The sequence below is a fragment of the Gallintestinimicrobium propionicum genome, assembly GCF_025567525.1.
Taxonomy (GTDB): Bacteria; Bacillota; Clostridia; order Lachnospirales; family Lachnospiraceae; genus Gallintestinimicrobium; species Gallintestinimicrobium propionicum.
This window is the reverse complement of record NZ_JAOQJY010000010.1, coordinates 1-24873: the sequence shown is the minus strand read 5'-3', so window position 1 is coordinate 24873 and position 24873 is coordinate 1. Positions and strand designations below refer to the sequence as shown.

Annotated in this window: 29 protein-coding genes; all 29 read left to right on the top strand. The window is 43.8% G+C overall.

All coding sequences use genetic code 11. The features are described 5' to 3' along the window. Nucleotides 1-8: 8 nt before the first annotated feature. The gene (locus OCV62_RS08835) at nt 9-416 is read left to right on the top strand and encodes a DUF4320 family protein (protein WP_021915688.1); all 408 of its coding nucleotides are present in this window, start codon (nt 9-11) and stop codon (nt 414-416) included. Between the two features lie 32 nt (nt 417-448). Further along, nucleotides 449-1003, top strand: coding sequence for a hypothetical protein (locus OCV62_RS08830; protein ID WP_412271412.1), 555 nt, complete (start codon nt 449-451; stop codon nt 1001-1003). Between the two features lie 75 nt (nt 1004-1078). After that, nucleotides 1079-1657 (top strand): DUF6550 family protein, encoded by a 579-nt coding sequence (locus OCV62_RS08825; RefSeq protein ID WP_021915690.1) that lies wholly within the window; start codon nt 1079-1081, stop codon nt 1655-1657. Nucleotides 1658-1716: 59 nt separating this feature from the next. Then, entirely contained in the window at nt 1717-3423 is a 1707-nt protein-coding gene (locus OCV62_RS08820; protein ID WP_330667333.1) for a DUF8193 domain-containing protein, read from the top strand. Nucleotides 3424-3442: 19 nt separating this feature from the next. Continuing rightward, nucleotides 3443-3781, top strand: a complete 339-nt coding sequence (locus tag OCV62_RS08815; RefSeq protein WP_021915692.1) for a DUF3852 domain-containing protein — start codon at nt 3443-3445, stop codon at nt 3779-3781. 24 nt (nt 3782-3805) lie between these two features. Next, nucleotides 3806-4711, top strand: a complete 906-nt coding sequence (locus OCV62_RS08810; RefSeq protein WP_021915693.1) for a conjugal transfer protein TrbL family protein — start codon at nt 3806-3808, stop codon at nt 4709-4711. A 23-nt stretch (nt 4712-4734) separates the two neighbouring features. Further along, nucleotides 4735-5274 (top strand): DUF4259 domain-containing protein, encoded by a 540-nt coding sequence (locus OCV62_RS08805; protein WP_021915694.1) that lies wholly within the window; start codon nt 4735-4737, stop codon nt 5272-5274. 20 nt (nt 5275-5294) lie between these two features. Next, nucleotides 5295-6509 (top strand): DNA cytosine methyltransferase, encoded by a 1215-nt coding sequence (locus OCV62_RS08800; RefSeq protein ID WP_465245353.1) that lies wholly within the window; start codon nt 5295-5297, stop codon nt 6507-6509. A 12-nt stretch (nt 6510-6521) separates the two neighbouring features. Further along, nucleotides 6522-6788 carry a hypothetical protein gene (locus OCV62_RS08795; RefSeq protein ID WP_021915697.1) on the top strand — a complete coding sequence of 89 codons (267 nt, stop codon included), beginning with the start codon at nt 6522-6524 and terminating at the stop codon, nt 6786-6788. Then, nucleotides 6785-7384, top strand: a complete 600-nt coding sequence (locus OCV62_RS08790) for a hypothetical protein (protein ID WP_330667332.1) — start codon at nt 6785-6787, stop codon at nt 7382-7384. Before OCV62_RS08795 ends, OCV62_RS08790 begins: the two co-directional genes overlap by 4 nt. Nucleotides 7385-7425: 41 nt before the next feature. Continuing rightward, entirely contained in the window at nt 7426-9300 is a 1875-nt protein-coding gene (locus OCV62_RS08785) for a VirB4 family type IV secretion system protein (protein ID WP_416822289.1), read from the top strand. Between the two features lie 9 nt (nt 9301-9309). After that, complete coding sequence (locus OCV62_RS08780) at nt 9310-10317, top strand: amidoligase family protein (protein ID WP_021915700.1); 1008 nt, start codon at nt 9310-9312, stop codon at nt 10315-10317. 13 nt (nt 10318-10330) lie between these two features. Further along, nucleotides 10331-10834 (top strand): gamma-glutamylcyclotransferase family protein, encoded by a 504-nt coding sequence (locus OCV62_RS08775; protein ID WP_021915701.1) that lies wholly within the window; start codon nt 10331-10333, stop codon nt 10832-10834. Nucleotides 10835-11076: 242 nt separating this feature from the next. Beyond that, nucleotides 11077-11877 (top strand): C40 family peptidase, encoded by an 801-nt coding sequence (locus OCV62_RS08770; protein WP_262586096.1) that lies wholly within the window; start codon nt 11077-11079, stop codon nt 11875-11877. A gap of 29 nt (nt 11878-11906) precedes the next feature. Next, nucleotides 11907-12149 (top strand): DUF6103 family protein, encoded by a 243-nt coding sequence (locus OCV62_RS08765; protein ID WP_021915703.1) that lies wholly within the window; start codon nt 11907-11909, stop codon nt 12147-12149. Between the two features lie 346 nt (nt 12150-12495). Further along, nucleotides 12496-12903 carry a ribbon-helix-helix domain-containing protein gene (locus OCV62_RS08760; RefSeq protein ID WP_178713003.1) on the top strand — a complete coding sequence of 136 codons (408 nt, stop codon included), beginning with the start codon at nt 12496-12498 and terminating at the stop codon, nt 12901-12903. A gap of 6 nt (nt 12904-12909) precedes the next feature. Beyond that, a complete protein-coding gene (gene mobP3 / locus OCV62_RS08755) occupies nt 12910-15321 on the top strand; it encodes a MobP3 family relaxase (RefSeq protein WP_262586093.1) in 2412 nt (803 codons plus the stop codon). Between the two features lie 11 nt (nt 15322-15332). Then, entirely contained in the window at nt 15333-16262 is a 930-nt protein-coding gene (locus OCV62_RS08750; protein WP_262586091.1) for a DUF3991 and toprim domain-containing protein, read from the top strand. Nucleotides 16263-16270: 8 nt separating this feature from the next. Further along, complete coding sequence (locus OCV62_RS08745; RefSeq protein ID WP_262586089.1) at nt 16271-18043, top strand: type IV secretory system conjugative DNA transfer family protein; 1773 nt, start codon at nt 16271-16273, stop codon at nt 18041-18043. Between the two features lie 12 nt (nt 18044-18055). Further along, nucleotides 18056-18310, top strand: a complete 255-nt coding sequence (locus OCV62_RS08740; RefSeq protein ID WP_262586087.1) for a helix-turn-helix domain-containing protein — start codon at nt 18056-18058, stop codon at nt 18308-18310. A gap of 262 nt (nt 18311-18572) precedes the next feature. Then, nucleotides 18573-19640, top strand: coding sequence for a hypothetical protein (locus OCV62_RS08735; protein ID WP_262586085.1), 1068 nt, complete (start codon nt 18573-18575; stop codon nt 19638-19640). A 44-nt stretch (nt 19641-19684) separates the two neighbouring features. Then, nucleotides 19685-20080 (top strand): SH3 domain-containing protein, encoded by a 396-nt coding sequence (locus OCV62_RS08730; RefSeq protein WP_262586083.1) that lies wholly within the window; start codon nt 19685-19687, stop codon nt 20078-20080. Between the two features lie 329 nt (nt 20081-20409). Then, nucleotides 20410-20952 carry a sigma-70 family RNA polymerase sigma factor gene (locus OCV62_RS08725; RefSeq protein WP_021914493.1) on the top strand — a complete coding sequence of 181 codons (543 nt, stop codon included), beginning with the start codon at nt 20410-20412 and terminating at the stop codon, nt 20950-20952. 13 nt (nt 20953-20965) lie between these two features. After that, the gene (locus OCV62_RS08720; protein WP_021914494.1) at nt 20966-21436 is read left to right on the top strand and encodes a phage holin family protein; all 471 of its coding nucleotides are present in this window, start codon (nt 20966-20968) and stop codon (nt 21434-21436) included. Between the two features lie 210 nt (nt 21437-21646). After that, nucleotides 21647-21895, top strand: coding sequence for a helix-turn-helix domain-containing protein (locus OCV62_RS08715; RefSeq protein WP_330667330.1), 249 nt, complete (start codon nt 21647-21649; stop codon nt 21893-21895). Between the two features lie 13 nt (nt 21896-21908). Beyond that, on the top strand, nt 21909-22673 hold the full coding sequence (locus OCV62_RS08710) for a LytR/AlgR family response regulator transcription factor (RefSeq protein WP_262586081.1): 765 nt from the start codon (nt 21909-21911) through the stop codon (nt 22671-22673). Continuing rightward, the gene (locus OCV62_RS08705) at nt 22657-23949 is read left to right on the top strand and encodes a sensor histidine kinase (RefSeq protein ID WP_262586079.1); all 1293 of its coding nucleotides are present in this window, start codon (nt 22657-22659) and stop codon (nt 23947-23949) included. The genes OCV62_RS08710 and OCV62_RS08705 overlap by 17 nt, the downstream gene beginning before the upstream one ends. A gap of 100 nt (nt 23950-24049) precedes the next feature. Next, entirely contained in the window at nt 24050-24187 is a 138-nt protein-coding gene (locus OCV62_RS08700) for a hypothetical protein (RefSeq protein ID WP_262586077.1), read from the top strand. Between the two features lie 3 nt (nt 24188-24190). Further along, on the top strand, nt 24191-24751 hold the full coding sequence (locus tag OCV62_RS18665) for an accessory gene regulator B family protein (RefSeq protein ID WP_021915586.1): 561 nt from the start codon (nt 24191-24193) through the stop codon (nt 24749-24751). Nucleotides 24752-24873: the final 122 nt, after the last annotated feature.

The window sequence follows — 24873 nt, the reverse complement described above, 5'->3', positions numbered from 1 at the left end:
GGGGAAAGATGGGAAAACGGTGGAAACGGCTGTGGCGGGACCGGAGCGGGGAAGGATATGTGGATATGGTCGTTCTGGTCCTGTGCGGGATGCTGGTGCTGGCGCTGTGTGTGCAGGTACTCCCGGTGTTTGTAAAAAAACAGCAGCTGGATGTGTTTGCTACAGAGCTGGTGCGGGAAGCGGAAATATCAGGTCGGGTGGGGGCAGAAACCGACCGTCGGGAGGAAAGCCTGATTGAAAAAACAGGTCTGGAACCGGATATCTCATGGTCGCAGGAGGGGCGGATACAGCTAAATAAGGATGTGTCCGTAACGCTCACCTATGAAACAAATATCGGTCTGTTTGGAAAATTTGGTTCGTTCCCGGTCACATTGCGGGCAGAGGCGTCAGGGAAATCGGAGGTGTATTGGAAATAAAAGGCGGACGGAAAGAAAAGATAAGAGGACTGGTGTGCAGGACGATAGAATGCCTTAAGGGGAAGGGCGGTTCAGGAGTTCCGATGGCGGCAGCGGTAACGTTGGCGTTATTGGTCATTTTTTGCGGAATCAGCGAGTATTTCCGGCTCCAGATTATTGCAGTCGGAGTAAGGGATGCATTGGAAGATGCGATCATCTCCGTGGTAAATGATAATTATGCAGGGGTCTATCATGGTGTGCGGGAGGGATATTCCGGAAGTTATCAGCCCTTTGGGGAGGATGCCTGGGAAGAAACGTTGGATACGGGGGATGTGTACGGACAGCTGGACAGAATACTTGGGACACAGCTGGATGGCGGCAGGCGTTTCAAATATATGGGGGATGGACAGACAGAAGAATTTGCGCTGGATGGGCTGGAAGTTACGATACGGAATGCACCGTTTGCGCCATCAGACCCGTCGGGGACACAGCGTTTTGAAGCGGAGGGAATAATCCGGATGGAAGCCCCGGTGCGTTTTTTAGGGAAAATGTTATTACCGCTTGAGATGGAGTTGAAAGTTCAGGCAGGATATACGGAGGTTTTTTAGGTAGTGATAGACTTTGCGGACCGTTTATAGTATGTTGTGGTCAGGGGAACAATGGATAAATATGGAGGAAGAGAGATGAAACTGACAGAAAAGGCAAAAAGGTATCTTCTGGTTTTAGGAGGCATTTTATTGTGTGCAGGGCTTTTGGTGGCAATCTGGTTCCAGCTAAAGCCGGAAGCTGTGCCGGAGGAACGGTTTGAGGCAGAAACCGGGGAAGTTACAGAGATAACGGTGGATATGGAACAGGAGGAAGAAAAAGGGCAAGGGGCGCAAAACGGGGATGGGATAGTGGAGACAGAACCGGAGAGCCTGCAGGCTGAAACAGAATCGGAAACCGAATCGGGAGAGACAGCACAGGATGGCTTGGAGAATGGGGCGGATGACGGACAGGAGAAGGACACTGTGCAAAGCATCCAGCTGGATGTGAAAAAACCGGAGGTGCCGGAGGAGGCGTTAAAAAACCCGGATCAGCAGCCGGGAGAAAATGCACCGGGGGAAACAACGGGGCAGGAGGAACCTCAGGCGGGCGACACGGATGGTGGACAGATTTTTATACCGGGCTTTGGCTGGGTGGAAAATGAGGGCGGCGGCAGCTCGGGAACTGTCGCGCAGGATATGTATGAAAACGGAAATAAGATAGGCGTGATGGATTAAACATCATGGGGAAAAGCACCGCATAGAGCGGTGTTTTTTTCGTATATGGGAGGAAAGCGGTGAAAGGAAAATGGAGGATTTTATGTGCTGTGTTCCTTTGTTGCTGGCTGTGTGCCATTCCAGTGAAGGCAGTGGGGGATGGAAATGTGGACGGCGGCGGGGGAAGCATGGGGCAGGGGAGCAGCCAGAATGTGTGGTCGCCGGGCAATGACGGGGTGCGTGTGACGGTGGTCCGGGCAGAGGGCAGGGAGCCGGTCACAAGGCCGGTCGACCTGACAAACAAAAAACCGAAAATAGATTACTCTTTCGGGAAGGTATGTAAACTTTCTTATTCTGGAGGAACTGCCCTGTCAGTGGATACAGGCACTTATGAATATGTGAACCCTGCGCAGGCACTGCCTAAGATTATCAGTTCTCAAAGCAATGGTGCTGCCAATATCGAAGCGATCAAAAATTATTTTACGGATGAACAGGTCATCAGGAGTATCGCAGGTTTGACCGGGATGGACTTTGAAGTGTTGGTAAGCGGGGGATATAAGCTGCTTTTAGAGCCGGTCGGTTATTACCGTTTTCAGGGGAGCATGATCGCAACGACCGCTACGGAAGCTGCGCTTTATGATGAGAAACTAAGCGGCGGGCTGCGGAAGCGGATGGTATCTTTTACGCATAAAAACCTTCCGCTGTCCATGTTTTTGGAAACAGGGGATTTAGGATATCCGGCGTGGGGAAAGAGCACGGACCAGACGGTATCGGATGAAGAAATAAAAAGCAGCCTTGGGCTTGGGATTGTCCGGTTTCAGGATATCCTGCCGGAAGGACCGGAAGTAGCGAGCTATGACTATGAATACCGGACAAATACAGAAGTCATCACGTCTGTCCGGATCAAGGGGGGACAGAGCGACCCGGAGCATCCGGTAACTGTGACATTTCAGATAGGTGGGCGTGATTACAGGGTAGAAAATGTCTATTATCCGGAAGGGGAGGAACAGCTGGCATGGGTACGATGGACAACGCCAAAAGAGGAGCAGGTCATGGAAATCCCTGTAACGGTAGAGGGAGGCGGAACTGCAGAAAAAGGGATCATTACGGCAAGGATTACAGAGCTTGGGAAAAATCCCCCTCCGGACCCGAATGCGGACGATAGAAACGATAGCTTTCAGGCTGTGCAGATACCTTATCGGAGTGAAGCAACAACGACAGGATGGAGTGTGTGGAAGCCGTGGTGGAAGGCAGAATGGGTCTGGCATGAGACACCGGAGGCAGAGGAAGAGGGATATTGGGTTGACGAAGGCTGGTGGGAGTTTTTGCTGGAACGTCATTCTGCCAGCCTGAGTGCATCTATGGAGCTTTGGGGGGATGAAAAATCCCCGACTGCAAATGGGAAAACGATGAAATCAGGATACGGGTTTCATGAAAGGGTCATGACTTCTGTGCAGACAGACCAGCCGGATGCGGTAACCCCTGCGCAGAATGCAGTCACCTATTTCCCGGAATTCGGATATAAAACCTTCTGGAGATTATTAGAGCGCATGGGGGATGGCTATGGCATGACCCATGAATTTTTTGAAAACAGCTACAGCACTTACAGGGGGAGGACCCATTTTACTCCAATCTGGTATCCGGATGGAAGTTATACGCCATATACATGGCTGATGGATTGTTGGACTCCGGCGGGGATGCTTGCCAGGAATCTGACGGATACCTTGCAGATACAGGGGAACCTATGGGAAGACTGGCATATCGCGCCCCAGAATCCGTGGAGATGAAAAAGAAGGGAGATTTTAAATGCAGAAAACAAAAAAAGTCGTGTGTTTACTGGGGGCTGTCATGCTGGCGGCAGGGATGATGGCGTTCCCCGTGTGTGCAAAGGAAGCAAATGTGGCGGGCGTGATCGAGGAAACATGGAGCAGTGCGGCAGGGCAGATAAAAACTGTGGTGGACAACGTGGTGTTCCCGGCGATAGATATGATCCTGGCAGTTTTCTTTTTCGGGAAGCTGGGGACAGCATATTTTGATTACCGCAAACACGGGCAGTTTGACTGGGCGCCGCCCGCTATCTTATTTGTGTGTCTTGTGCTGATGCTGACTGCGCCGATGTATGTATGGAAGATACTCGGAATCTGATAAAAAGGGACAGGGGAGCGGCAGATGTTTATATGGGATTTTGTTGCGGACACGGTCCTGGGGCAGATTACGGACTGGGTCTATGGACAGATCGTAGGATTTTTGGGAAGCTTTTTTGCTCAGATGGGAAATATGGGGGCAGACCTGTTTGAAATGGAATGGGTACAGGCAATCGTAATGTTTTTTTCCTGTCTGGCATGGGCTTTGTATGTGACAGGTCTTGTGGTAGCAGGGTTTGAGTGTGGGATAGAGTATCAAAATGGAAGAGGGAGCATACGGGAAACTGGGGTAAATGCGTTGAAGGGCTTTTTTGCGGCAAGCTTGTTTTCGACCGTGCCGGTGGAGCTGTACCGCCTGTGTGTATCGCTGCAGGCAAGTCTGACGCGTGGCCTGAGCGGTTCCGGGGAGACATTTGGGGAGGCGGCGCAGCGGATACTTTCCTCGCTAAAGGATGCCGGGACCTGGCAGGAAGCAGCTGTGTCGGGCGTGTTTGGCGGGATATCTGCAGTAGACAGCCCGATTTTAATGATATTCCTTTTGATCTTGATGGGATATGCGGTCATAAAGGTGTTTTTTGCAAATTTAAAAAGGGGAGGCATCCTTCTCATCCAGATTTCTGTTGGAAGCCTTTATCTGTTCAGTGTCCCGCGGGGATATACAGATGGATTTATCAGCTGGTGCAAGCAGGTGGTAGGGCTGTGCCTGACAGCTTTTTTGCAGGCAGTGATCCTGACGGCAGGGCTGATGGCAGTAAAGGACCATGCGCTGTTGGGGATGGGGCTGATGTTATCGGCAGGGGAAGTCCCCCGGATCGCAGGGCAGTTTGGGCTGGATACAACAACGAGGGCTAATGTAACGGGGGCATTTTATGCGGCGCAGGGGGCGATAAACCTGACCCGGTCTGTGGTGCAGGCAATCACGGTAAAATAAAAACGATATCAGGAGGTTTGGAAATGGGATGCTGGGGAATCAAAGCCTTAGAGTCGGATGAAGGGCTGGATATTATAATCGAGCTGGAAAAGATACTTCCAAAGGACGGGCATTTGCAGTTGGAGAAGTTGAGTGGGGGAAGCAAATGCTGGGATGCTTATGGGGATGTGTGCGAAGATGGGAAAGTGCATACAAAGCCAATGGTGTTGGCAGAGGTCATTATGGCGTATCTGGATGGGGAGCAGTATAGATTATATGGAGGTTCCGATAAAAAAAGCAAAGAAATGAATTTTGCAAAAATAACGCAGTTTGAAGGAAAGCGGAAAACGGTCATGGTAATCCGAAACTATTTGAAAGATATGCTGAGACGGAGCAGGGAAAGGAGCAAAGAATATCAGTGGAACGGCTGGCTGAAGGAAGAAAACTGGATTGGCTGGCAGGGGCATGTTGAAAATCTGATAAAGCGGCTGGAGGAGCTTTTGGAAAAGGAAGGGGATACTATCCAGTTTTGGAATGCAGGAATGCAGAGGGCTGAGAAAAAGCAGATGATGAAATTGGAATAAGGGGGAGCTGAATGTGGACATTGGGGAGTCTGTTCGATGGGATCGGGGGATTTCCGCTGGCAGCTGTCCATAATGGGATAAAGCCAGTTTGGGCAAGCGAGGTAGAGGCATTCCCAATCCGGGTAACAAAAATCCATTTCCCGGAAATAGAACATTTAGGGGATATCACGAGAGTCGACGGGAAAAATATCCCTCCTGTGGATATTATCTGCGGCGGCAGCCCCTGTCAGGATTTGTCCGTAGCCGGGAAAAGAAAAGGGCTGTCGGGAGAACGGTCAGGATTATTTATGGAACAGGTGCGGATCGTAAAGGAGATGAGGGATGCAGATGGTACAAGAGGGATATCAGATGACCTTAGACGACCTCGGTATATGGTCTGGGAAAATGTGCCGGGAGCATTCAGCAGTGCGGCGGGGGAGGATTTCAGGGCGGTCCTGCAGGAAATCATCCGGATCGCAGACTGTTCCTGTGATGTGCCTCGACCTGACACCGGGCGCTGGGAATCTGCTGGGGCTGCCATTTTGGGAAAACGATGCAGCGTGGCTTGGCGAGTGCTGGACGCTCAATACTGGGGAGTCCCCCAGCGTCGCCGTCGAATCTTTCTTGTGGCAGATTTTGGAGGACTCACCGCCCCAAAGATATTATTTGAGCCAGAAAGCGTGCCGGGGGATACTGGAAAGGGTAAAAGCAAGGGGGAAGAAGCTCCCGGAGCAGCTTCTTTGGGCGCTGAAGAAACAGGCGGGGATAGAAGGATGACAGGAGAAGAAAACAGGAAGTGTGCCATGAATCCCAGAAGCTATTGTATTACGGGAAATATTATCGGCAGACAGTTGCAGAATGGGGGAAATGGCTTGGGGTGTCTGCCGGATGTGAGCTACAGTCTGACGTGTATGGACCGTCATGCGGTATTTTGTGAGAAGGAAACTTATCAGAAAACAGTCGGGACGCTCACTTATTCAGATTATAAGGGAGCAGGAAACCAGTATATCAATGGGGATAAGTGCGTTGTAGAAAATAAAGAACAGGTGCGCCGCCTGACACCATTGGAGTGCGAACGGCTGCAGGGGTTTCCGGATGGATGGACGGATATTCCGGGGGCATCTGACAATGCGAGATACCGTGCCCTTGGAAATAGCGTGGCGATTCCCTGTGTGGACTTTGTCCTGCGGCGGATCGCTTGCTTTTTGCAGAAAAACAGAGAATTGGATGAAAACGGAGATTTTGAAGGCGTGTGAGGAGAAAAAAATATGTATATTTACCCTGATAATTTAAAGTCAAGGGCTACCCTGTGGCTTTGGCAATTAAAAGACCTTGGGATTACAGGGGTCTGCGCGGTGGCGTCGGTGCTGGCGCTGACACAGGCGGGAATCTTTTTCCCGGCAGTGCTGACGGCAGTTTATGCGTTTCTGACGATCCGTTTTGAGGATGCCAGCATTCTGGATTTTATCAGATATGCATGTGAGTTCTTCTTTATCCGTCAGCAGAGCTTTGAATGGAGGAGGTGTTCAGAGTGAGCGGATATATAGGGAAAAGGGAAAGAAAGCGGAGGCAGGAGACAGATACGCGCCATCTGATCGGTGTACAGGCACTTACGGAATATGGACTTGTGACATACGGTCAGGAGACGCTGGTGTATTTTCTGATAAAACCGGCAAATTTATCCGTGCTGTCAGAAGCGAGCATCGGGAGACGGATATATGCATTGATGACGGTGCTGAAAGGGGTAGCGGAAGTTGAGATGTTATGCTTAAACAGCAGGGAGAGCTTTGAAGAGAATAAACTGTTCTTACGCAGGAGGATGGAGGAGGAACAAAACCCTGTGGTGCGCAGCCTGCTGGAAAAAGACCAGAAGCATCTTGACCGGATACAGGTTCAGATGGCAACAGCGAGGGAATTTTTAATCATCGTCCGGTTGAAGGAGGAAGAAGAGCGGGAGGCTCTGGCTTATCTGTCACGAATTGAAAAATCCCTGAAAGAACAGGGCTTTTCTGTCAGCAGGGCGGGAAGGGAGGACATCAAGCGCCTTCTTGCCGTATATTATGAGCAAAATGTGACAACGGAAAAGTTTGAAGATTTTGACGGAGAGCGTTGGATCATTCAGGAGGATTAAAAGGGCAGGAACTTATATAACAGGAAAAAATCGAATCCCGGATGCCGGAAGGCAGACGGGATTTTTTCAGTCATGGAGGCAGAAAGTTGAAAAAACATCAGAAAGATTTTGAGGAAAACAGGGAAGATTCTCATATCCGGGAATTTCTGGATATGATTGCGCCGTCAGTGATCCGGTTTGAAACAGACCATTTTATATGCGGGAATACTTATCGCTGTGTATGGGCGATCAGGGAATACCCGACTGCGACGGATGAGCAGGCAATCCTGTCCCATCTCGGGGAAAAGGATGGCGTAACGCTCCACATCTATACCCGTCATGTTACGGCGATGGAAGAAAAAAGGATCATCAGCAACGCGGTAAATAAAAACCGGTTGGACCGGAGCAGCACGAACGATCTACAGCAGACTGTGCTGGCAGAAAGTAACCTTCAGGACGTAACGGCGATTGTGGCGCAGATGCACAGAAACAGGGAGCCGCTTTTGCATACGGCGGTCTATCTGGAGCTGTGTGCCCATGACCTGGAGCGTTTTAGGCTTTTACAGACAGAGGTACTGACAGAACTGATACGTGCGAAGTTAAATGTGGACCGTCTGCTTTTGCGGCAGCAACAGGGATTTCGGTGTGTGATGCCGACAGGGAGGAATCTATTCGGGGATCAGTTTGAACGTGTATTGCCCGCCAGCAGTGTGGCAAACCTTTATCCGTTCCATTATTCCGGAAAAACGGACCCGAATGGATTTTATGTCGGGAAGGATAAGTTTGGAAGCAATGTGATCGTGGATTTTAACAGACGCACGGATGATAAGACCAATGCAAACATCCTGATTTTGGGAAACAGCGGACAAGGGAAAAGTTATCTGCTGAAGCTCATCTTAACAAATTTACGGGAGGCGGGCATGCGGATATGCGCCCTTGACCCTGAAATGGAATATGAAGAGCTTACGAAAAATCTGGGTGGATGTTTTATCGACCTGATGGGCGGCGAGTTTTTGATCAATCCGCTGGAGCCTAAAATATGGGATGACAGCAGCGGGCTAGAGGATGCGGATGCACCTCAGACGTTCCGCATCCGGTCGCGCCTGTCACAGCATATCAGCTTCCTGAAGGATTTTTTTAGGAGCTATAAGGATTTTACGGACAGGGAGCTCGATGTGATAGAGATCATGGTACAGAAGCTTTATGCCAAGTGGGGAATCAGTGACAGAAGCCATTTTGACCGCATGAACTCTTATGATTATCCTGTTTTATCAGACCTGTATGGTTTTATGGAAGAGGAATATAAAAGGTTTGATGAAAATGGTAAACAGATTTATACGGCAGCAATGCTGCAGGGAATCCTGTTGGGGCTGCATTCCATATGCATAGGGGCAGAAAGTAAGTTTTTTAACGGGCATACCAATATCACAGACTCCGGGTTTATTACCTTTGGGGTAAAGGGACTTTTGCAGGCAAGCAGGAGCTTAAAGGATGCGCTGCTTTTTAATGTGCTTTCCTTTATGAGCAATGAACTGCTGACACAGGGAAATGCGGCGGCAAGTCTGGATGAATTTTATCTGTTTCTGTCGAACCTGACCGCCGTGGAATATGTGCGTAATTTTTCAAAGAGGGTAAGGAAAAAGGATTCTGCCGTGATCATTGCGAGCCAGAATCTGGAAGATTTTAATTTGGACGGCATACGGGAATATACAAAGCCGTTGTTTTCAATCCCGACCCATCAGTTTTTGTTCAATGCCGGGAGCATCGATGCAAAATTCTATACGGATACCCTGCAGCTGGAGGAGTGTGAATATCAGCTGATCCGGTATCCCCAGAGGGGCGTATGCCTTTATAAATGCGGGAATGAACGGTATAACCTGATGGTGCATGCGCCGGAGCACAAGGCAAAGTTGTTTGGGGATGCCGGCGGGAGATAGAGGGGGAGAATGGAACTTAGGGAGCAGAGGTTTGGGATAGAGATCGAAATGACAGGGATCACAAGGGCAGGGGCGGCCAAGGTAGCCGCCACATATTTTGGGACAAGGTCGGAATATGTGGGCACCTATTACCAGACATATGCAGCCGTGGATCAGGAGGGACGACAGTGGAAATTCATGAGTGACGGCAGCATCCGGGCGGAAAAGAAGGTTAACGGGGAGAAAAGAGCGGCGGGTGCAGTATATCGGACAGAAATGGTCAGCCCAATCTGCAGATATGAAGATATTGAAAAAATTCAGGAATTAATCCGTGAGTTGAAAAAGAAAGGTGCGATCGTAAATGAGAGCTGCGGCATCCATGTGCATATCGATGCTTCTCCCTTTGACGCAGGGAAACTGAGAAACCTTACAAATATCATGGCGGCAAAGGAGGACCTGATCTATAAGGCGCTTGGGGTGTCAGTGGAGAGACAGCATCGATGGTGCAGGCCTGTGGAGGAACGTTTTCTGGAAGAATTAAACAGACGGCGTCCGACCAGTATGGAGGCGGTAGAGGAAATCTGGTACAACGGCAGGAGCAGGAGGGGACAACATTATGACCAGAGCAGGTATCATTGTCTGAACCTCCATTCGGTTTTCCAGAAAGGGACGGTTGAATTCCGGCTGTTCAACGGGACGCTCCATGCAGGGAAGATCAAGGCGTATATCCAATTTTGTCTTGCAGTTACGGCGCAGGCATTAAATCAGACCTGTGCGAGCAGAATCAGGACGGAGACAACGAATGAGAAGTATACCTTCCGGACGTGGCTTTTGCGGTTGGGATTAAATGGAAAAGAATTTGAAACAGCACGGTATCATCTGCTGAAAAATCTGCCGGGGTGTATCGCGTGGAGAGACCCGGCTCAGGCAATCGCACAGCAGGAGCGGCTGCGGCGAAAACGGGCAGAAAGCTGCAGGCTGCAGGAGCAGGCAGCTGATGAGGAAACGGAAACAGGAACGATGATGATAAGAGGATGAGGAGAGAAGAAAAATGGGCAGAAGGACAAGATTGTATATGGCATACGGGAGCAACATGAATCTGGAGCAGATGGCTGACCGGTGCCGGACCGCAGAAGTAGTAGGGAAGGGGATATTGAAAAATTATGAGCTGCTGTTCAGGGGCGCAAGGCACGGAGCGGTTGCGACGGTAGAGCCGCGGGAAGGAAGCAGTGTTCCGGTGGTGCTTTGGGAGATCGGTGCCCGGGATGAGGTGGCGTTAGACTGTTATGAAGGGTATCCGAGATTGTATAGGAAGCAGATGATGGAGGTGGAAGTGGATGGGAAATGCCAGCGGGTCATGGCATATGTCATGACTCCCGGACGGGAATTTGGGATTCCATCGGAACATTACGCAGAAATCATCCGGGAGGGATACCAGTCAGCAGGTTTTGATGCAGAGATTTTGGAGGAGGCCATCCAGAGGGCATATGGACTGGCAGAAAAAAGTCTGCAGGAAAACCAGCAGGGCACAGGCGGTGTCCGGATGGGATATTAACAGATATCAACATGGAAGGGGGAGGGCTTATGTCGGTATCAGGGGCAGTGTTTGCCGTAAAAGGAGCGCTTACAGCAATGACTGATGAACGTGTCAGGACGGCAGTTTTGTCCGTGACAGCAGCCATTTGTATCCCGTTTTTTCTTATCATTTCAGTAATGTTATGTTCCTTATCAGGTACTGCTGATCATAACAGGCAGGCTGTATTTTTGTCTTTTTATGGCAGTGGGATATCTTTAAAAATGCCGGAGGAGTATAGAAGTTATATCCGGGATATGCAGGAAAGCTTTCAAGATCTGGACAGGGAGATTGGTAAAATAAATAAGGATGTCAGGGACGGGGCAGTTGATGCAGATCTGGTCAAGTCATATTTCTATACACTGTTTTTCGGGACAGAACAGGAACATATGAGGAGAGCCGATTACAGGAAATTTGCGGAATGCTTTGTTTCTTTTGAAGAAATAGAGGATGAGAAAGGAAATATCGTTACGGTAACGGTTCCTGTTTCTGACCAGAACCAGATATGCCAAAGCCTGTCGCAGTTGCTTGGAAAAGAGATCCGTGTGGAGGATAAAACCAATGCCCGCAGAATTTACAGTCTTGTAAAACAAGGAGGAGGTATCGGAGGAGGAATGAACGGAGAAGCGGGGGAGGCGATGGGAGATGGAAGTTTTGCCGCATTGATGGAGGAAGCACGGAAATATATCGGGATGGATTATGTGTGGGGAGGAAGCTCCCCGGCGACCGGATTTGATTGCAGCGGTTATATTTGCTGGGTCTATACACAGTCGGGGGTATGTTATCTGCCCCGGACAACAGCGCAGGGGATTTATGACCAGTGTGCCTCCGTATCACAGGGGGAGGCACAGCCCGGAGATTTGGTGTTTTTTACAGGGACATATGCTTCAGGAAGCGCTGTAAGCCATGTGGGGATTTATGTAGGTGGGGGAAGGATGCTCCATGCAGGTGACCCGATCGGGTATGCGGACTTAAACGCTGCTTATTGGCGGAGGCATCTGTATGGGTATGGACGGTTGTTTTAGCTGCGGATGAAAGCAGAGAAAGGGAACAAATGAAAAATACGACATTAACAATCACATTTAATACGGAGAAACTGGATGCGCTTTTCTTCCATATGGGGAAAAAGGATGCAAACCTTCAGGAAGAATTAAACGACATCATCCAGAAGCTTTATGAAAAATATGTGCCGCTGGCGACCCGGGAATACATCGACGACAGGGTAAGCCGGGTGGAAGAGGCAAGAAATACTGGCAGAAGGCAGAGCAGGGCGGCAGCCAGAGGGGAAGAGGAATAGCCCTGTAAGCGTCTGTGAGCCGCTGTGTGGGCTTTTGGGAGCAGGGGCGGGGAAATGTGCATGAGTGCCAGTCAAGCGCGCGTTTGGCGAAGTTTGGGAAAGGGCAGGATTCCGGAGAAAAAGAGGATGGGACAAGGTCGAAATGTGTGCGGGTTAAAGGGCGGGTGGCTTAAAAAAGCCTCCTCGCCCGTAATACACCGCCCGGCAAAGCCGTGCGGGAAAACAGGATGCCACCCATGAAACATTTTTTGCAGGGTTCAGGTGGCAGAAACGGCGAAAACCGGGAAAGGAAGCAGTTTTTTGGGTGGCTCTGCAAAAAGGGAAAGGGATAAAAGGAGAAAGGGGGATGGACACGGAAAAAATAAAATTTTCAATCCGGATGGATGAAGAGCTTGTCAGGACAGCAGATGCTTATGTGCAGGAGGGGATGGCGTTGAGCCGCACAGAGATGATAGAGGACGCTTTACGGTTTTATCTGGGATTCCTTTCTGCTGAAAAATCGGAGGATTATCTTTTGCAGTCCCTCTCGTCTATGCTGGGAGGGACTGTGAAGGACAGCGAAAACCGTCTGGCGCGGATGGATTTTAAAATGGCAGTGGAGCTGGCAAAGCTCTGCCATGTGATTGCATACAGTCATGAGGTGGATGAAGGGGATTTGCAGAAGCTCCATGCAAAATGTGTGGAGGAAGTCAGCCGTATCAACGGAACAGTCCTGTTTGAGGATGCATACCGGTATCAGAGGGGACGGGAATAAAAGTATATGGCAAAGCTGATTTTTACATCCCGCTATCTGCGGGATGTCCCTGCGCCGCGGATAGAACATTATGTCCGTTATATAGGAACACGGGAAGGCGTTGAAAAAATGGCAGGGGGACGGGATAACCTTCCGGCGACCAAAAACCAGAAACAATATATCGAGGAGATGGTCCGGAAAATCCCGGAGGCAAGGGAGCTGTTGGAATACATGGATTTTTCAGAGCATCCGACAATGGGGAATGCATCGGAGCTGATATCCTGTGCGTTGGAGCGTTATGTGGATTTTTCAGGGAGTATGGAAAATTATGTGGATTATATAGCAAACCGTCCGAGAGTGGAGCGGGTCGGGGAGCATGGTCTGTTTACTGACGCAGGGAAGCCTGTCATGCTGCGGCAGGTGCAGAAAGAGGCAGCGGAACATAAGGGCGTGATATGGACGCATGTCATTTCTTTGAAGAGGGAGGATGCCGCGCGGCTGGGATATGACCGGGCAGAACAGTGGATGGCGCTATTAAGGTCAAAGCGGGCGATGCTCTGTAAACATATGAAAATCGACAGCGCAGACTTAAGGTGGTATGCAGCCTTTCATAATGAGGGACATCACCCCCATGTACATCTAATGGTGTATTCTGCAAGGGACAATGATGGCTATCTGACCAAAATGTCGATTGAGGCGATGCGGTCGGAACTGGCACATGACATTTTCCGGCAGGATTTTGCAAACATCTATGATAAGCAAAATCAGGCACGAACGGAAATGAAGGAGGAAAGTGCGGATGTCATAAAACAGCTGATGGAAGAGATGAAAAGCGGGATGGTAAAAAACATGGAGCTGGAAAAAATGCTTCTTGCTTTATCGGGGAAACTGAGCCATACAAAAGGGAAAAAAGTTTATGGATATTTGAAGCGGGACGTAAAAAATCTGGTGGACCGGATCATAGATGAGATTGCGGAAGATGAGCGTGTGGATGCGTTATACAAGGAATGGAATAAATGGCAGGGAGAAATCCGGAAATTTTATGAAAACAGCCCGGAAAAACAGGTGCCGCTGTCGCAGTGCGCTGCATTTAAAAGCCTTAAAAACCTGATTATCAGTGAGGCAATGCAAATAAGTCATGATGTGCGGAGTCCTGAGTGGATTCAGGGGGAGGCTGTAGAACAGGATTTTCCGGAAGAAGGGATGCAGCCGGAGAATGGTCAGGAAGAAGCAGAGCTGTACCGGAAAGATAAGCTTCCAAACGTGGGGAAAGTATTTGTACGGTGGACAAAAAAATATAAACTGGCAAAGCAGTACCTCTATGGTTCAGATGAAATCCGGCAGGACTTTTCAAAAGCGATGGGGATTTTTTTCAAGGAGGCTGGCTCGGGGAACGCATTGGCAATGTATGAGCTGGCATGGATGTATGAAAAGGGAATGGGGTGTGAAAAAGAGGAAGCTGTCGCACAGGAATGGTACGGGAAAGCATTGAATGGTTTTTTAAAGGTATCAGAAACTGCAAAGGAAAAGTGGCTGCCATATATGTGGTATCGGATCGGAAAGATGTATGCCGCCGGACAGGGAACTGAAAAGAATTATGAGGAGGCGGCAGCCTGGTTTGAAAGGGCAGTGGAAAAGAAGCATAACTTTGCTCAGTATGCATTGGCGGGGCAATATCTGAACGGACAGGGGGTGGAGAAGGATGAAAGAAAAGCGTTGCAGCTGTATGAATGTGCAAAAAAGCAGGGGAATCCATATGCTGGATATGAAGCGGGAAAAATGTACCGGGATGGGATAGGGACAGAAGCGGATGAAGAACGCGCACAGAAATGCTTTAAAAGTGCATTTTATGGATTTTCAGCGTTAGAAAGAGAGAGCCATGAAGATAATCTACAGTACCGGCTGGGATGGATGTTCCATACCGGGACGGGAATTGAAAGAGATGACGGGATGGCAGAGTCTTATTGGGTTAAAGCTGAGAAAACGGGAAATATCCGTGCCCGTTATTCTCTGGCAATGATGTGGCTGGAAAATGGAACGGGGGACACAGAGAAAGCGCTCGGCTGGTTGGAAGAGCTTGCCGAATCAGGGAATGATGCCGCGCAATATGCATTGGGAAAAGTTTATCTGCAGGGGAAAGGTGTCCCGGAGGATAAAGAAAGGGCTGTAGAGTACCTGAAGCTTTCGGCAGAACAGGGAAATAAGTATGCCCTGTTTTTATTGGAGTATCTTGAACCGGTCAGGGAACCTTCTGTATTTTTTGCTACAGTAAGGCTGATGGCTGGTCTGCAAAAAATATTTCAGGAAGAGTTCCGAAAAGAAAACAGGACGGGAAGATATCATATTGACAGGAAACGGAGAAAAAAGCTGACTGAGAGACGGCGTGCGCAGGGGCATCGGACAGATGACCATGAACCGGAACAGCAGATAGAAGGATAGGGGGCTGGGAAATGGCAGGTTTTATTTATTTTACAGAAGAACAGAAGCGGCGTGCCAATGAGGTAAATCTGGAAAGTTTCCTTTTACGGCAGGGGGAGCGGCTTTTAAAATCAGGCAGGGAAAAACGTCTTGCCAGCGACCATAGCATCACGGTGAGGGGAAACCAGTGGTATGACCATGCGATCGAGAAGGGCGGAGGAGCTATCGATTTTGTAAAAATGTTTTATGGGAAAGATTTTCCGGATGCGGTGACAATGCTTTTGGATGGAGAGCAGGGAGAAGTCTGTTATTCGGATATCTGTGAAAAGGGAAAAAGCAGGGAAGAAGGAAAGCCATTTGCCCTGCCGGAGAAAAATACAGAAATGCGGAGGGCGTTTGCCTACCTTACAACAACCAGAGGAATCAGCAGGACGGTCCTGGCTGAATTTATAAAACGCAGGATGATCTATGAGGACCGGAAATATCATAATGCAGTGTTTGTTGGATATGATAAGAGCGGTGTGGCACGTCATGCCCACAAGCATGGGACATTTACGGGGGGGAAGGCATTTAAGGGCAATGAAGAGAGCAGCGATCCGAAATACAGTTTTCACTGGACAGGTAAGAGCGGCAGGCTTTATGTGTTTGAGGCACCGATAGACTTGCTCTCCTTTCTGACCCTATATCAAAAAGAATGGGAGCAGCACAGCTATGTGGCACTTTGCGGATTGTCGGAACAGGGACTGTTCCAGATGTTGGAAGATGTGCCGTACATCAGACAGGTTGCATTATGCCTGGACAGGGACAGAGCGGGGCTTCAGGCAGAAGAAAGAATACAAAAAAATCTGGAAGGGCGGGGATACCGGGAGGTGTTCCCGCTTTTTCCGTCAGGAAAAGACTGGAATGAAGACTTGCAGGAGCTGATGGCTAAAGGGAGGAGAGAAAACCTGCAGATGCAGTAGGGAAAAGTATGGGAAATTATCAGATTATTCTTTTTATTGTCGCAGGGATAGGGATGATGGCGCTTCTTGGAGGTTTGATGTTTTTATCAAATCAATATAGCCTGAATGGGATTAAATCAAAGACGGTGGGCGACGGACAGTATGGGACAGCCCGTTTTGCAACAGAAAAGGAAATTCGGGAAACGTATGTGAGAGTGGCTTATGAACCGGAAAAGTGGAGGCGGGGGGAAAATCTGCCAAAAGCTCAGGGATTGGTTGTAGGGTGGCGGAGGACCGGAGGGAAAATTGACGCATTGATAGACAGCGGGGATATCCATTGCCTGATGATCGGGGCTGCGGGCGTCGGAAAGACGGCCCATTTTCTGTATCCCAATATCGAGTATGCCTGTGCATCCGGCATGAGCTTTTTGACAACTGATACAAAAGGCGATCTGTTCCGGAACTATGCGGGGATTGCAGAGAAGTATTATGGATATCAGACTTCGATACTGGATTTGAGAAATCCGACCCGCTCTGAAGGAAATAATATCCTGACGCTGGTTAATAAATATATGGATATTTATCTGGAGGAACCGGAGAATCTGCAGGCGAAAGCAAAAGCGGAAAAATATGCCAAGATCACTGCGAGAACGATTATCTGTTCAGATGGCTCATCTGCAGGAAACTATGGCCAGAATGCATATTTCTATGATGCTGCAGAAGGGCTTTTGACTTCTGTAATCCTGCTTGTTGCGGAATATTGTCCACCGCCGAAAAGACATATCGTTTCTGTGTTTAAGCTGATTCAGGATATGATGGCTCCGTCACCGGTAAAAAACCGCAGCCTGTTCCAGATATTGATGGACAAGCTGCCGGAGAACCACAAAGCGAAATGGTTTGCGGGAGCAGCCCTAAATAGCGGCGATCAGGCGATGGCGTCTGTCCTTTCTACGGCAATGAGCCGTCTGAATGCATTCCTGGACAGTGAGATGGAGCAGATACTCTGTTTTGACAGTACGATGGATACGGAAAGCTTCTGCACCAAAAAGTCTGCGATTTTCCTTGTGCTGCCGGAAGAGGATAATACGAAATATTTTATGGTATCCCTGTTTTTACAGCAGCTTTACAGAGAAATGCTGATGATAGCGGATGAGCACGGGGGAAAACTCCCGAACAGGGTCATGCTGTTTGCGGACGAGATTGGAACGATCCCGAAAGTCGAATCGATGGAAATGATGTTTTCCGCAGGACGTTCCCGTCGGATCAGTATGGTACCGATCATCCAGAGCTTCGCCCAGCTGGAAAAAAATTATGGAAAAGAAGGCTCCAGCATTATCATAGACAACTGTCAGGATATTCTGTTCGGTGGCTTTGCCCCTAATTCGGAAAGCGCGGAAATCCTCTCCAAAGCGCTGGGGAACAGGACAGTCCTGGGCGGGTCTGTTTCGAGAGGGAAGCATGACCCGAGTCAGAGCCTTCAGATGATGGGACGTCCCCTGATGTCCCCGGATGAATTAAAGACGCTGCCCAAAGGGAACTTCATTTTGGCAAAAACGGGATGCTGCCCGATGAGGACGCAGCTACCGTTATTTTTAAAGTGGGGGATTCACTTTGAAGAGCCATATGAGATGCCGGAAAAAGCAGCCCGTCCAGTGTTTTATGCAGACAGGTTTGAGCTGGAAGAGGAAATAATGCTTCGGAATGGTTTTTGGGAAGATGAGGAGGAAGAAGATGTAGATGAAGAGTGTGAGGAAGATTCGTTTTGGGAAGAGAGGCGAAAATCCCCGTTACGGACAGACTGAAAGGAGAATGCAGTGGGATATTTTCAAGAAATATATCAGGCGGAGATACCGCACCGGTGTGTGACGGTATATATGTATCTGAAAGACCGGACAGGCAGGAAAGGAACCTGTTGGCCCGCCATCGGAACTATTGCACGCGACTTAGGACTGTCGCGCAGCACGGTAAAGAGGGCGTTGAAGGATCTGGAGGAAAAGGGATATTTGAAGAGGGAAATCCGTCACAGGGAAAATGGGGGGTTTACTTCAAACCGCTATACCATTTTGTAATTTAAAAGGGCACACCTGGGGAGAAGTGTGCCCTGACAGTGAACCGGGGATAGGGGCAGGATGAACCGACAGGAAGGAAACAGGGGAAGAAAGTAATAGGGGCAGAAGGGAAAAATGTCACGAAATGCAATAGTTTTGACAGGAAAGAAGAAACTGGTCAATTAAAGAGTAAAATACATAATAGTCTTAGGGAAGGAAACAACGAAATTTTAAACAAAAATAGGAGAAGGTTAGTAATACTAGATTTTGATAGGAGGAAAAAATGAAAGTAAATGTTTTACTACTTAATTCAATTATTATTTCACTAATATCAGGATGTACATTTTTTCCTGATGTTGAAGTAGATGATATTTCCCACATAGAAAGCGAAATATATAATCCAGCTTATACAGAATGTATGGATGATGATATGACAAAAACTCAAATTTTTAACAATAAAAATAATTTTTTGGTAAGAGAAACTACAGACGGTTTTTTCTTATGTGGACCAATAGATGATAAATTAGGAATCTATTATAAAGACAATAATGCGGATATTTGGAAATTGTGTTGTGAGGGAACTTGTATTTTAGGACCAATTTTTGATAATTATTTATATTTTTTGTCAGCTGATTTTGAAAATAATAAAATATTAATGGAACGGATTGATGTTGAGTCATTGAAAAAAGAGGTGCTATGTACGAGTAGTATATTATCTTTTGATAATATTGCTATATATTCAAATTTGTTAATAGTTTATTCTGGAAATGATCTTTCAAATGGAATTGTATTTGAAATAGATGAAAATAATAGAGTGTCTCAGGAATATACGATATTTGAAAGTATGATAAGCAATGAGTTTACAGAAGGAGAATATCGAATTTCAGCTGATTATAAACAAATATATTATGTTGATAATAATGATTATCATGAAGTTTACCGATTTAATCCTTTTGAATGTTCGTATCAATATATTAATAGAGTTGATAATATTGAATTGCTGACTGAAGAAGGGATTGTGTTTAGTCATAATAAGTATCTATATTTATTAGATGGATTAAGTGGGGATATTGAAAAAATTAGTAAAATAGAAGCTGATTTTGTGCTAGTAAATTATTCAGATAATTGTTATTATGTGCTTCTTACAAAGCAAAATAATGTAGAAGAGCTTGTTTGCATAAATTCGGATGGTACATCTAAACATATCTACAATTTTGAGAATGTTGTATTTCCAGCACGTTTGTGTATTAGTGTTTTAGATAATAAAATTTTGTATTATGATAATACAATGCAAAAAATTTATTCTATTGATACAGAAAACGGAATAGCCAAATTAGTAAGTAATTTGTAATATAAAAACTATCTGAAAAAAGGATGCCTAAGAAGGAGGTCTCTATGAATATTATAAAAAAGAAATTTGCATACTTGTTTGCTATGGGAGTTTTTGTATTAGGTATTTCAAGTAGTATTCCTGTGTTTGCTGCTTCAAGTTCAAACTCTATCATACATAAAAGAGAATATATGACTTTATGGGTTAAAACGGATGGCGGAAATTTAAACGTTCGAGAGGATGCTTCTCTATCTGCAAAAATAGTTGGAAAACTCAAAAATGGAACTCGTATTAGTGGATGGAGTGTTTTCGGAAAAGAGGCAGATGGATATTCATGGACACACGTAACTGCTCCTGATATAAATGGAGTGGAGATTTGGGGATGGGTTGTAGATGATTATTTAACAGGTGTGGAACCTAAAAATAATCAGATAAATAGTTTTTCAGCAGATGTTGGATAATTAATAATATAAAGTTTAAAAATTTGCATTCTTTTTTCAGATTTGATTTTAGGGGGGGGTTATCATTGAGTTGGTAACCTCCTATTATAATATATTCAAATATTGATGCTAATGAAGAACAATTCGTAGAAATTCTAAAATAATAAAATAATCTAGAAATTTTCAAAAAAAGTTTTTGTTGGTTTTTATAAATATAAATAGTGTTTAAATGTGCAATTTTAAAAGAGTATTTGATATTAGAATAAGTATTTGATAAAGCTATAATTATTTAATATAAGGTTTACAAAAAAGATGCATTTCTCTTTTTGATAAGAAAGGAGGAATGCAATATGAAAGATGAGTTAGCTAAAACTATCAAGAGCATTAAAGAAGGAGAAAAGGAGGAATTTGAAAAAATTATAGATAAACTAAATCCGATTATTACGAAATATGTACGTGCAATTTATGATGGTGATAAAGAAGATATTAGGGAAGAATATATATTGGCTTTATGGGAAGCTGTTAATAAAATCCAATACGTAAATAGCGATGGGGAATGTTTAAAGTATTTGCATACATCAATAAAGAATAAATTTCATGAATTATATAGGAAACAAAAGATACATAGAGATAATGAAGTGAAAAATGTAGGAGAATTATTTTGGGATTTTCTTGAGTCATCTGAAAATCAATATTCATACATTATTTGTGTGGAGAGTGTGCATCAAATATTAAATTTAAATTCTAAAAAAGAGTATGATATAGTACATAAAATGTTTATAGAAGAAATGACAGATGTGGAAATTGCGGATATATATAAGATATCGAGACAATATATAAATTGTATACGCAGAAAATATAAAAAGAAACTTAAAGAAAAATTGTTTGAATAATAGAAGGGAATTTATGGAATTAAAAATCTCAAAATTAAGAATAGTAATTTTAGGAATATGGGCACTGTTTATGGGAAAAATGGGAGAAATTCCACAGAGTATATCTATTTTACTGTTAATGATGGTCATAGATCAAGTATCAGGAATATTGGCAGCAAAAAGAGAAGCCTTAGAACATCCAGGAGAAAAGAAGTATGGCATATCTAGTAAACGTATGGTATTAGGAATATTTAAAAAAGCAGGATACATATTGACAATAGTGGTGGCAACAATGGTGGATATTTTAATGGATACAATGATGGAATATATTGGCATTAAATCTACTATAAAAGGTAGCTTTTGTTTGTTGATAACGGTATGGTTTATATTAGGAGAAGCGATTTCTATATTAGAAAATGCAAGCAGAATGGGGGTAAAAGTGCCTAGATTTTTTAGAAAAATAATATCTGAATTACAAAAAGATATAGACGGTAAAAAGAGCTAAAGCGCTTGAAAAAAAGTCTTGGGGGAGTGACAAGATTTTTGAGGTAAACTTGATTAGATATCTTAATCCATATTGAGGGAAAGAATAATTTGTATTGTGCAATTTACAAAATAACGGGGTGCAAGAAGTCTGAGTAGATATATCACATCTGATATAAATGAGAAAGAGATTATAAACTAACCATGAAAACCTAATACTATATAAAGGGGCATGGTAATGAATATGGCACAATATGGAAGAATTGAGATTCATTTAGCTGATTTATTAGAAAAGTCAGGGTTAAGCAAAAATAAGTTATGTCACAGAGCTGAAATGCAGAGGACACAAATAAATGGATACTGCAATAACACAATTAGTCGATTAGACATTGATGTGCTGGCAAGGTTATGTTATGCTTTAAACTGTGAAATTAATGATCTGTTAGAATATATCCCTCCGGATCAGAAAGACGCAGATTAGTATGTAATGAATTTTGACATATGAAAAAGGGGATAGAACATTGATTTTAGTGGCAATTTGTGATAATGATGAAGGCGCAACATTTCAAATAGAAGAATTGATAGAAAGTACGTATGAAAAACATGGCGTAGAAATGGAGATAGATGTATATTATAGTGGAGAAAAGCTTGCGGAAGCAATTTCTCAAGGAAAAATGTATGATATTATCTATCTAGATATTCAAATGGGAGGATTAGATGGTTTAGCTGTAGGAAAATATATACGTAAAATGGAGTTGGATTCGATTATTGTGTATATATCAGAGTATATTGAATATATTGAATCTGTTTTTGAAGTTGAGGCATTTGAATTTATTAGAAAGCCAATTAGTAATGAGAAATTTATGTTGACTTTAAAACGAGCATTAAATAGACTTGATCGAAAACAGTATTTTTTTGATTGTAAATATAAAAATTATTGGATAAGAATTCCGATTAAGGATATTGTATATTTTGAAAGCAGTGGAAGAAAAATCAATATACATTTGAAAGATAACAAAATGGAAATATTTAATGGAAAATTGGATAATATGGAAATTAAACTAAGCAATAGTCCCTCTTTGTTTTTGAGGATACATAAGTCATATTTGGTAAATTTATCATACATTAGAGCAATTAGTGGGAAAAAGGCTAGATTGATTAATGAATTAGTATTACCAATTAGTGATGATAGAAAAGATAATGTTAGAAAGCAATATGTTAAATGTTTAGGGGAGGATATAAGTGAACGGGATAATTGATAGTATTTCTAATTTACTTATGCCACTTTGTTCCGTTTGGATAGTAAATAAATTTGTAAATAATTCATTTGAAAAGAAAGAGTCAAAAAAGATTTTTACGAGAATAATCTGGGGACTCTTTATTTTAATACAAATAGTTATGGAGACAGAAAAGGGAAATGTTTCTATTCAAAAAGGAATAATAAGTTTTTTTGTTATTTTGGGAATTATTATTATAGGATATAAGGGGACGTTTCAAAGGAAATTATTATTTACTTCCTTGTTTATATCAATCTGGATATTGTCGGAGTTTTTTGTATATTTTATTTTAAATATATATAATTTTGAAGAAGATAGAGAAATGCTGATTGGTACGATATTATCAAAGGTATTATTGTTGGTTTTACTATTTTATGTGATTTTAAAAAAATTACATAAAGAGGCGGAAGGGATAGATAGAAAATTATGGGTAATTTTATTTCTAATATCAATAGAAAGTATTTGTATGGCTTTTATATTTTATGAATTATATAATGGCAAGAATCAAATCTGGATTATTAGTTTTTATACATTATTATTGTTGATGAATGTGTCAATTTTTGAAATATATAAGAAATCAATTTATAGCTTGAAATTAGAAAAGGAAAATATGATATATGAGCAGCAATTAAAATTATTGAGAAACTGTACACAAGATCAAATGAATTCAACGGCTTTATTTCAAAGAGAACAGCATGATTTAAAAAATAAGTTATTAGGTATTAGAAGTAGTATGGAAAAGCAAAATGTACAAGATGCAATTCGTATGATTGATGGGATATTAGAACATGGGAATATGGTAGATAAAGCAGAACTAGAAAAGATAGGTAATGATATTATCGATACAATCCTTCGGTTTAAGTATGCGAAAGCAATTCAGAAAAATATAGTGGTTAAAATAGATGGATTTGCAATGCAGAAACTACCTATTTTAGATGAAGATTTGTGTGTTGTATTAGGAAATATGTTAGATAATGCAATAGAAGCTAGTGAAAAAGTTACGGATAGATGGATAAATGTTTCTATTGGATTAAGAAAAAATGGCTTGGTTATAGTTGTGGAAAATTCTTTTGATGGTATTATCAAGAAAAATATACATGGAAATATTATTTCAATAAAGGAAAATAAAGAACATCATGGATATGGTTTGAAATCTATACGAAAAACAGTTGAAAAATATGATGGAGAATTGGTGGTGGAAATTAGAGGAAATATATTTAGGGCAGTTGCATTTATGACTTGTATAGACTATGTGTAGGCATTTTTGACAGTAAATGGGGTTTTTTTGACAGATGGAGAAATATTTGGATAAAAAATGCTATTTTATAGGTATCTTGAATTTATTAGGAGGTACAAAAATGAAAAAGAATCTTTTTGCAAAAACTTTAAAGACGGTTGCAGAAAAGGGTGTGAAGATTGGGATAAATAGGAAGTGCGTTGCTGTTTATCACGAAATTGATGCTCCAGAAAAAGCAAAAAAATTTAGAAAATTCTAAAATATGAAAAGAGTATTTGCTTTTTTAACAGACTATCTAATCAAAAAAGGGCTTGTTCAAGAAGAGGACAGGCCCATATATGAATATGGATTTCAGATTCTTATTGAAATATTTTTATGGGTATTATGCTGTACTATTATAGCAGCATTGACATGTTCGTTGATAGAACTGTGTATTTTTTTTATAATATTTTTCCCCATACGTTCCTATGCTGGAGGATTCCATTTCAGAAAATTTAGTGTATGTTTACCATTTTCCTGTACGACTTTTCTGATAATTATATATTTGTCAAGGATTATTATTATGCCGAGAGGGCTACAATTATGTAATTCTTTTTTTTTGCTTGGTTTGATTTTTATTGGAAATATTAAGGAAAATGAGAATAGTGATTTGGAAATATACTGTAAAAAGAGATTGAGATTATATTTAATGCTTAATATTGGAATTGGGGTAGTGCTATTTGAATTTTGCGAACAACAAGTGTTAAATGTTTATATGGAGACACTTTTGTTGATAGTGATTTCGTCAGTACTACAAAATAGAAAATCATTTTTGAAAGACTAAGAACTGGACAGAAATGATTTTTTATTATTTTAGAGAGAAATGAATATTACGGTGCGGCAGAGCCGCCAGTCCGGTGTGGCGAGAGCCACCTGTCCGGACTAACGGAGCCACCTCATTTTGTT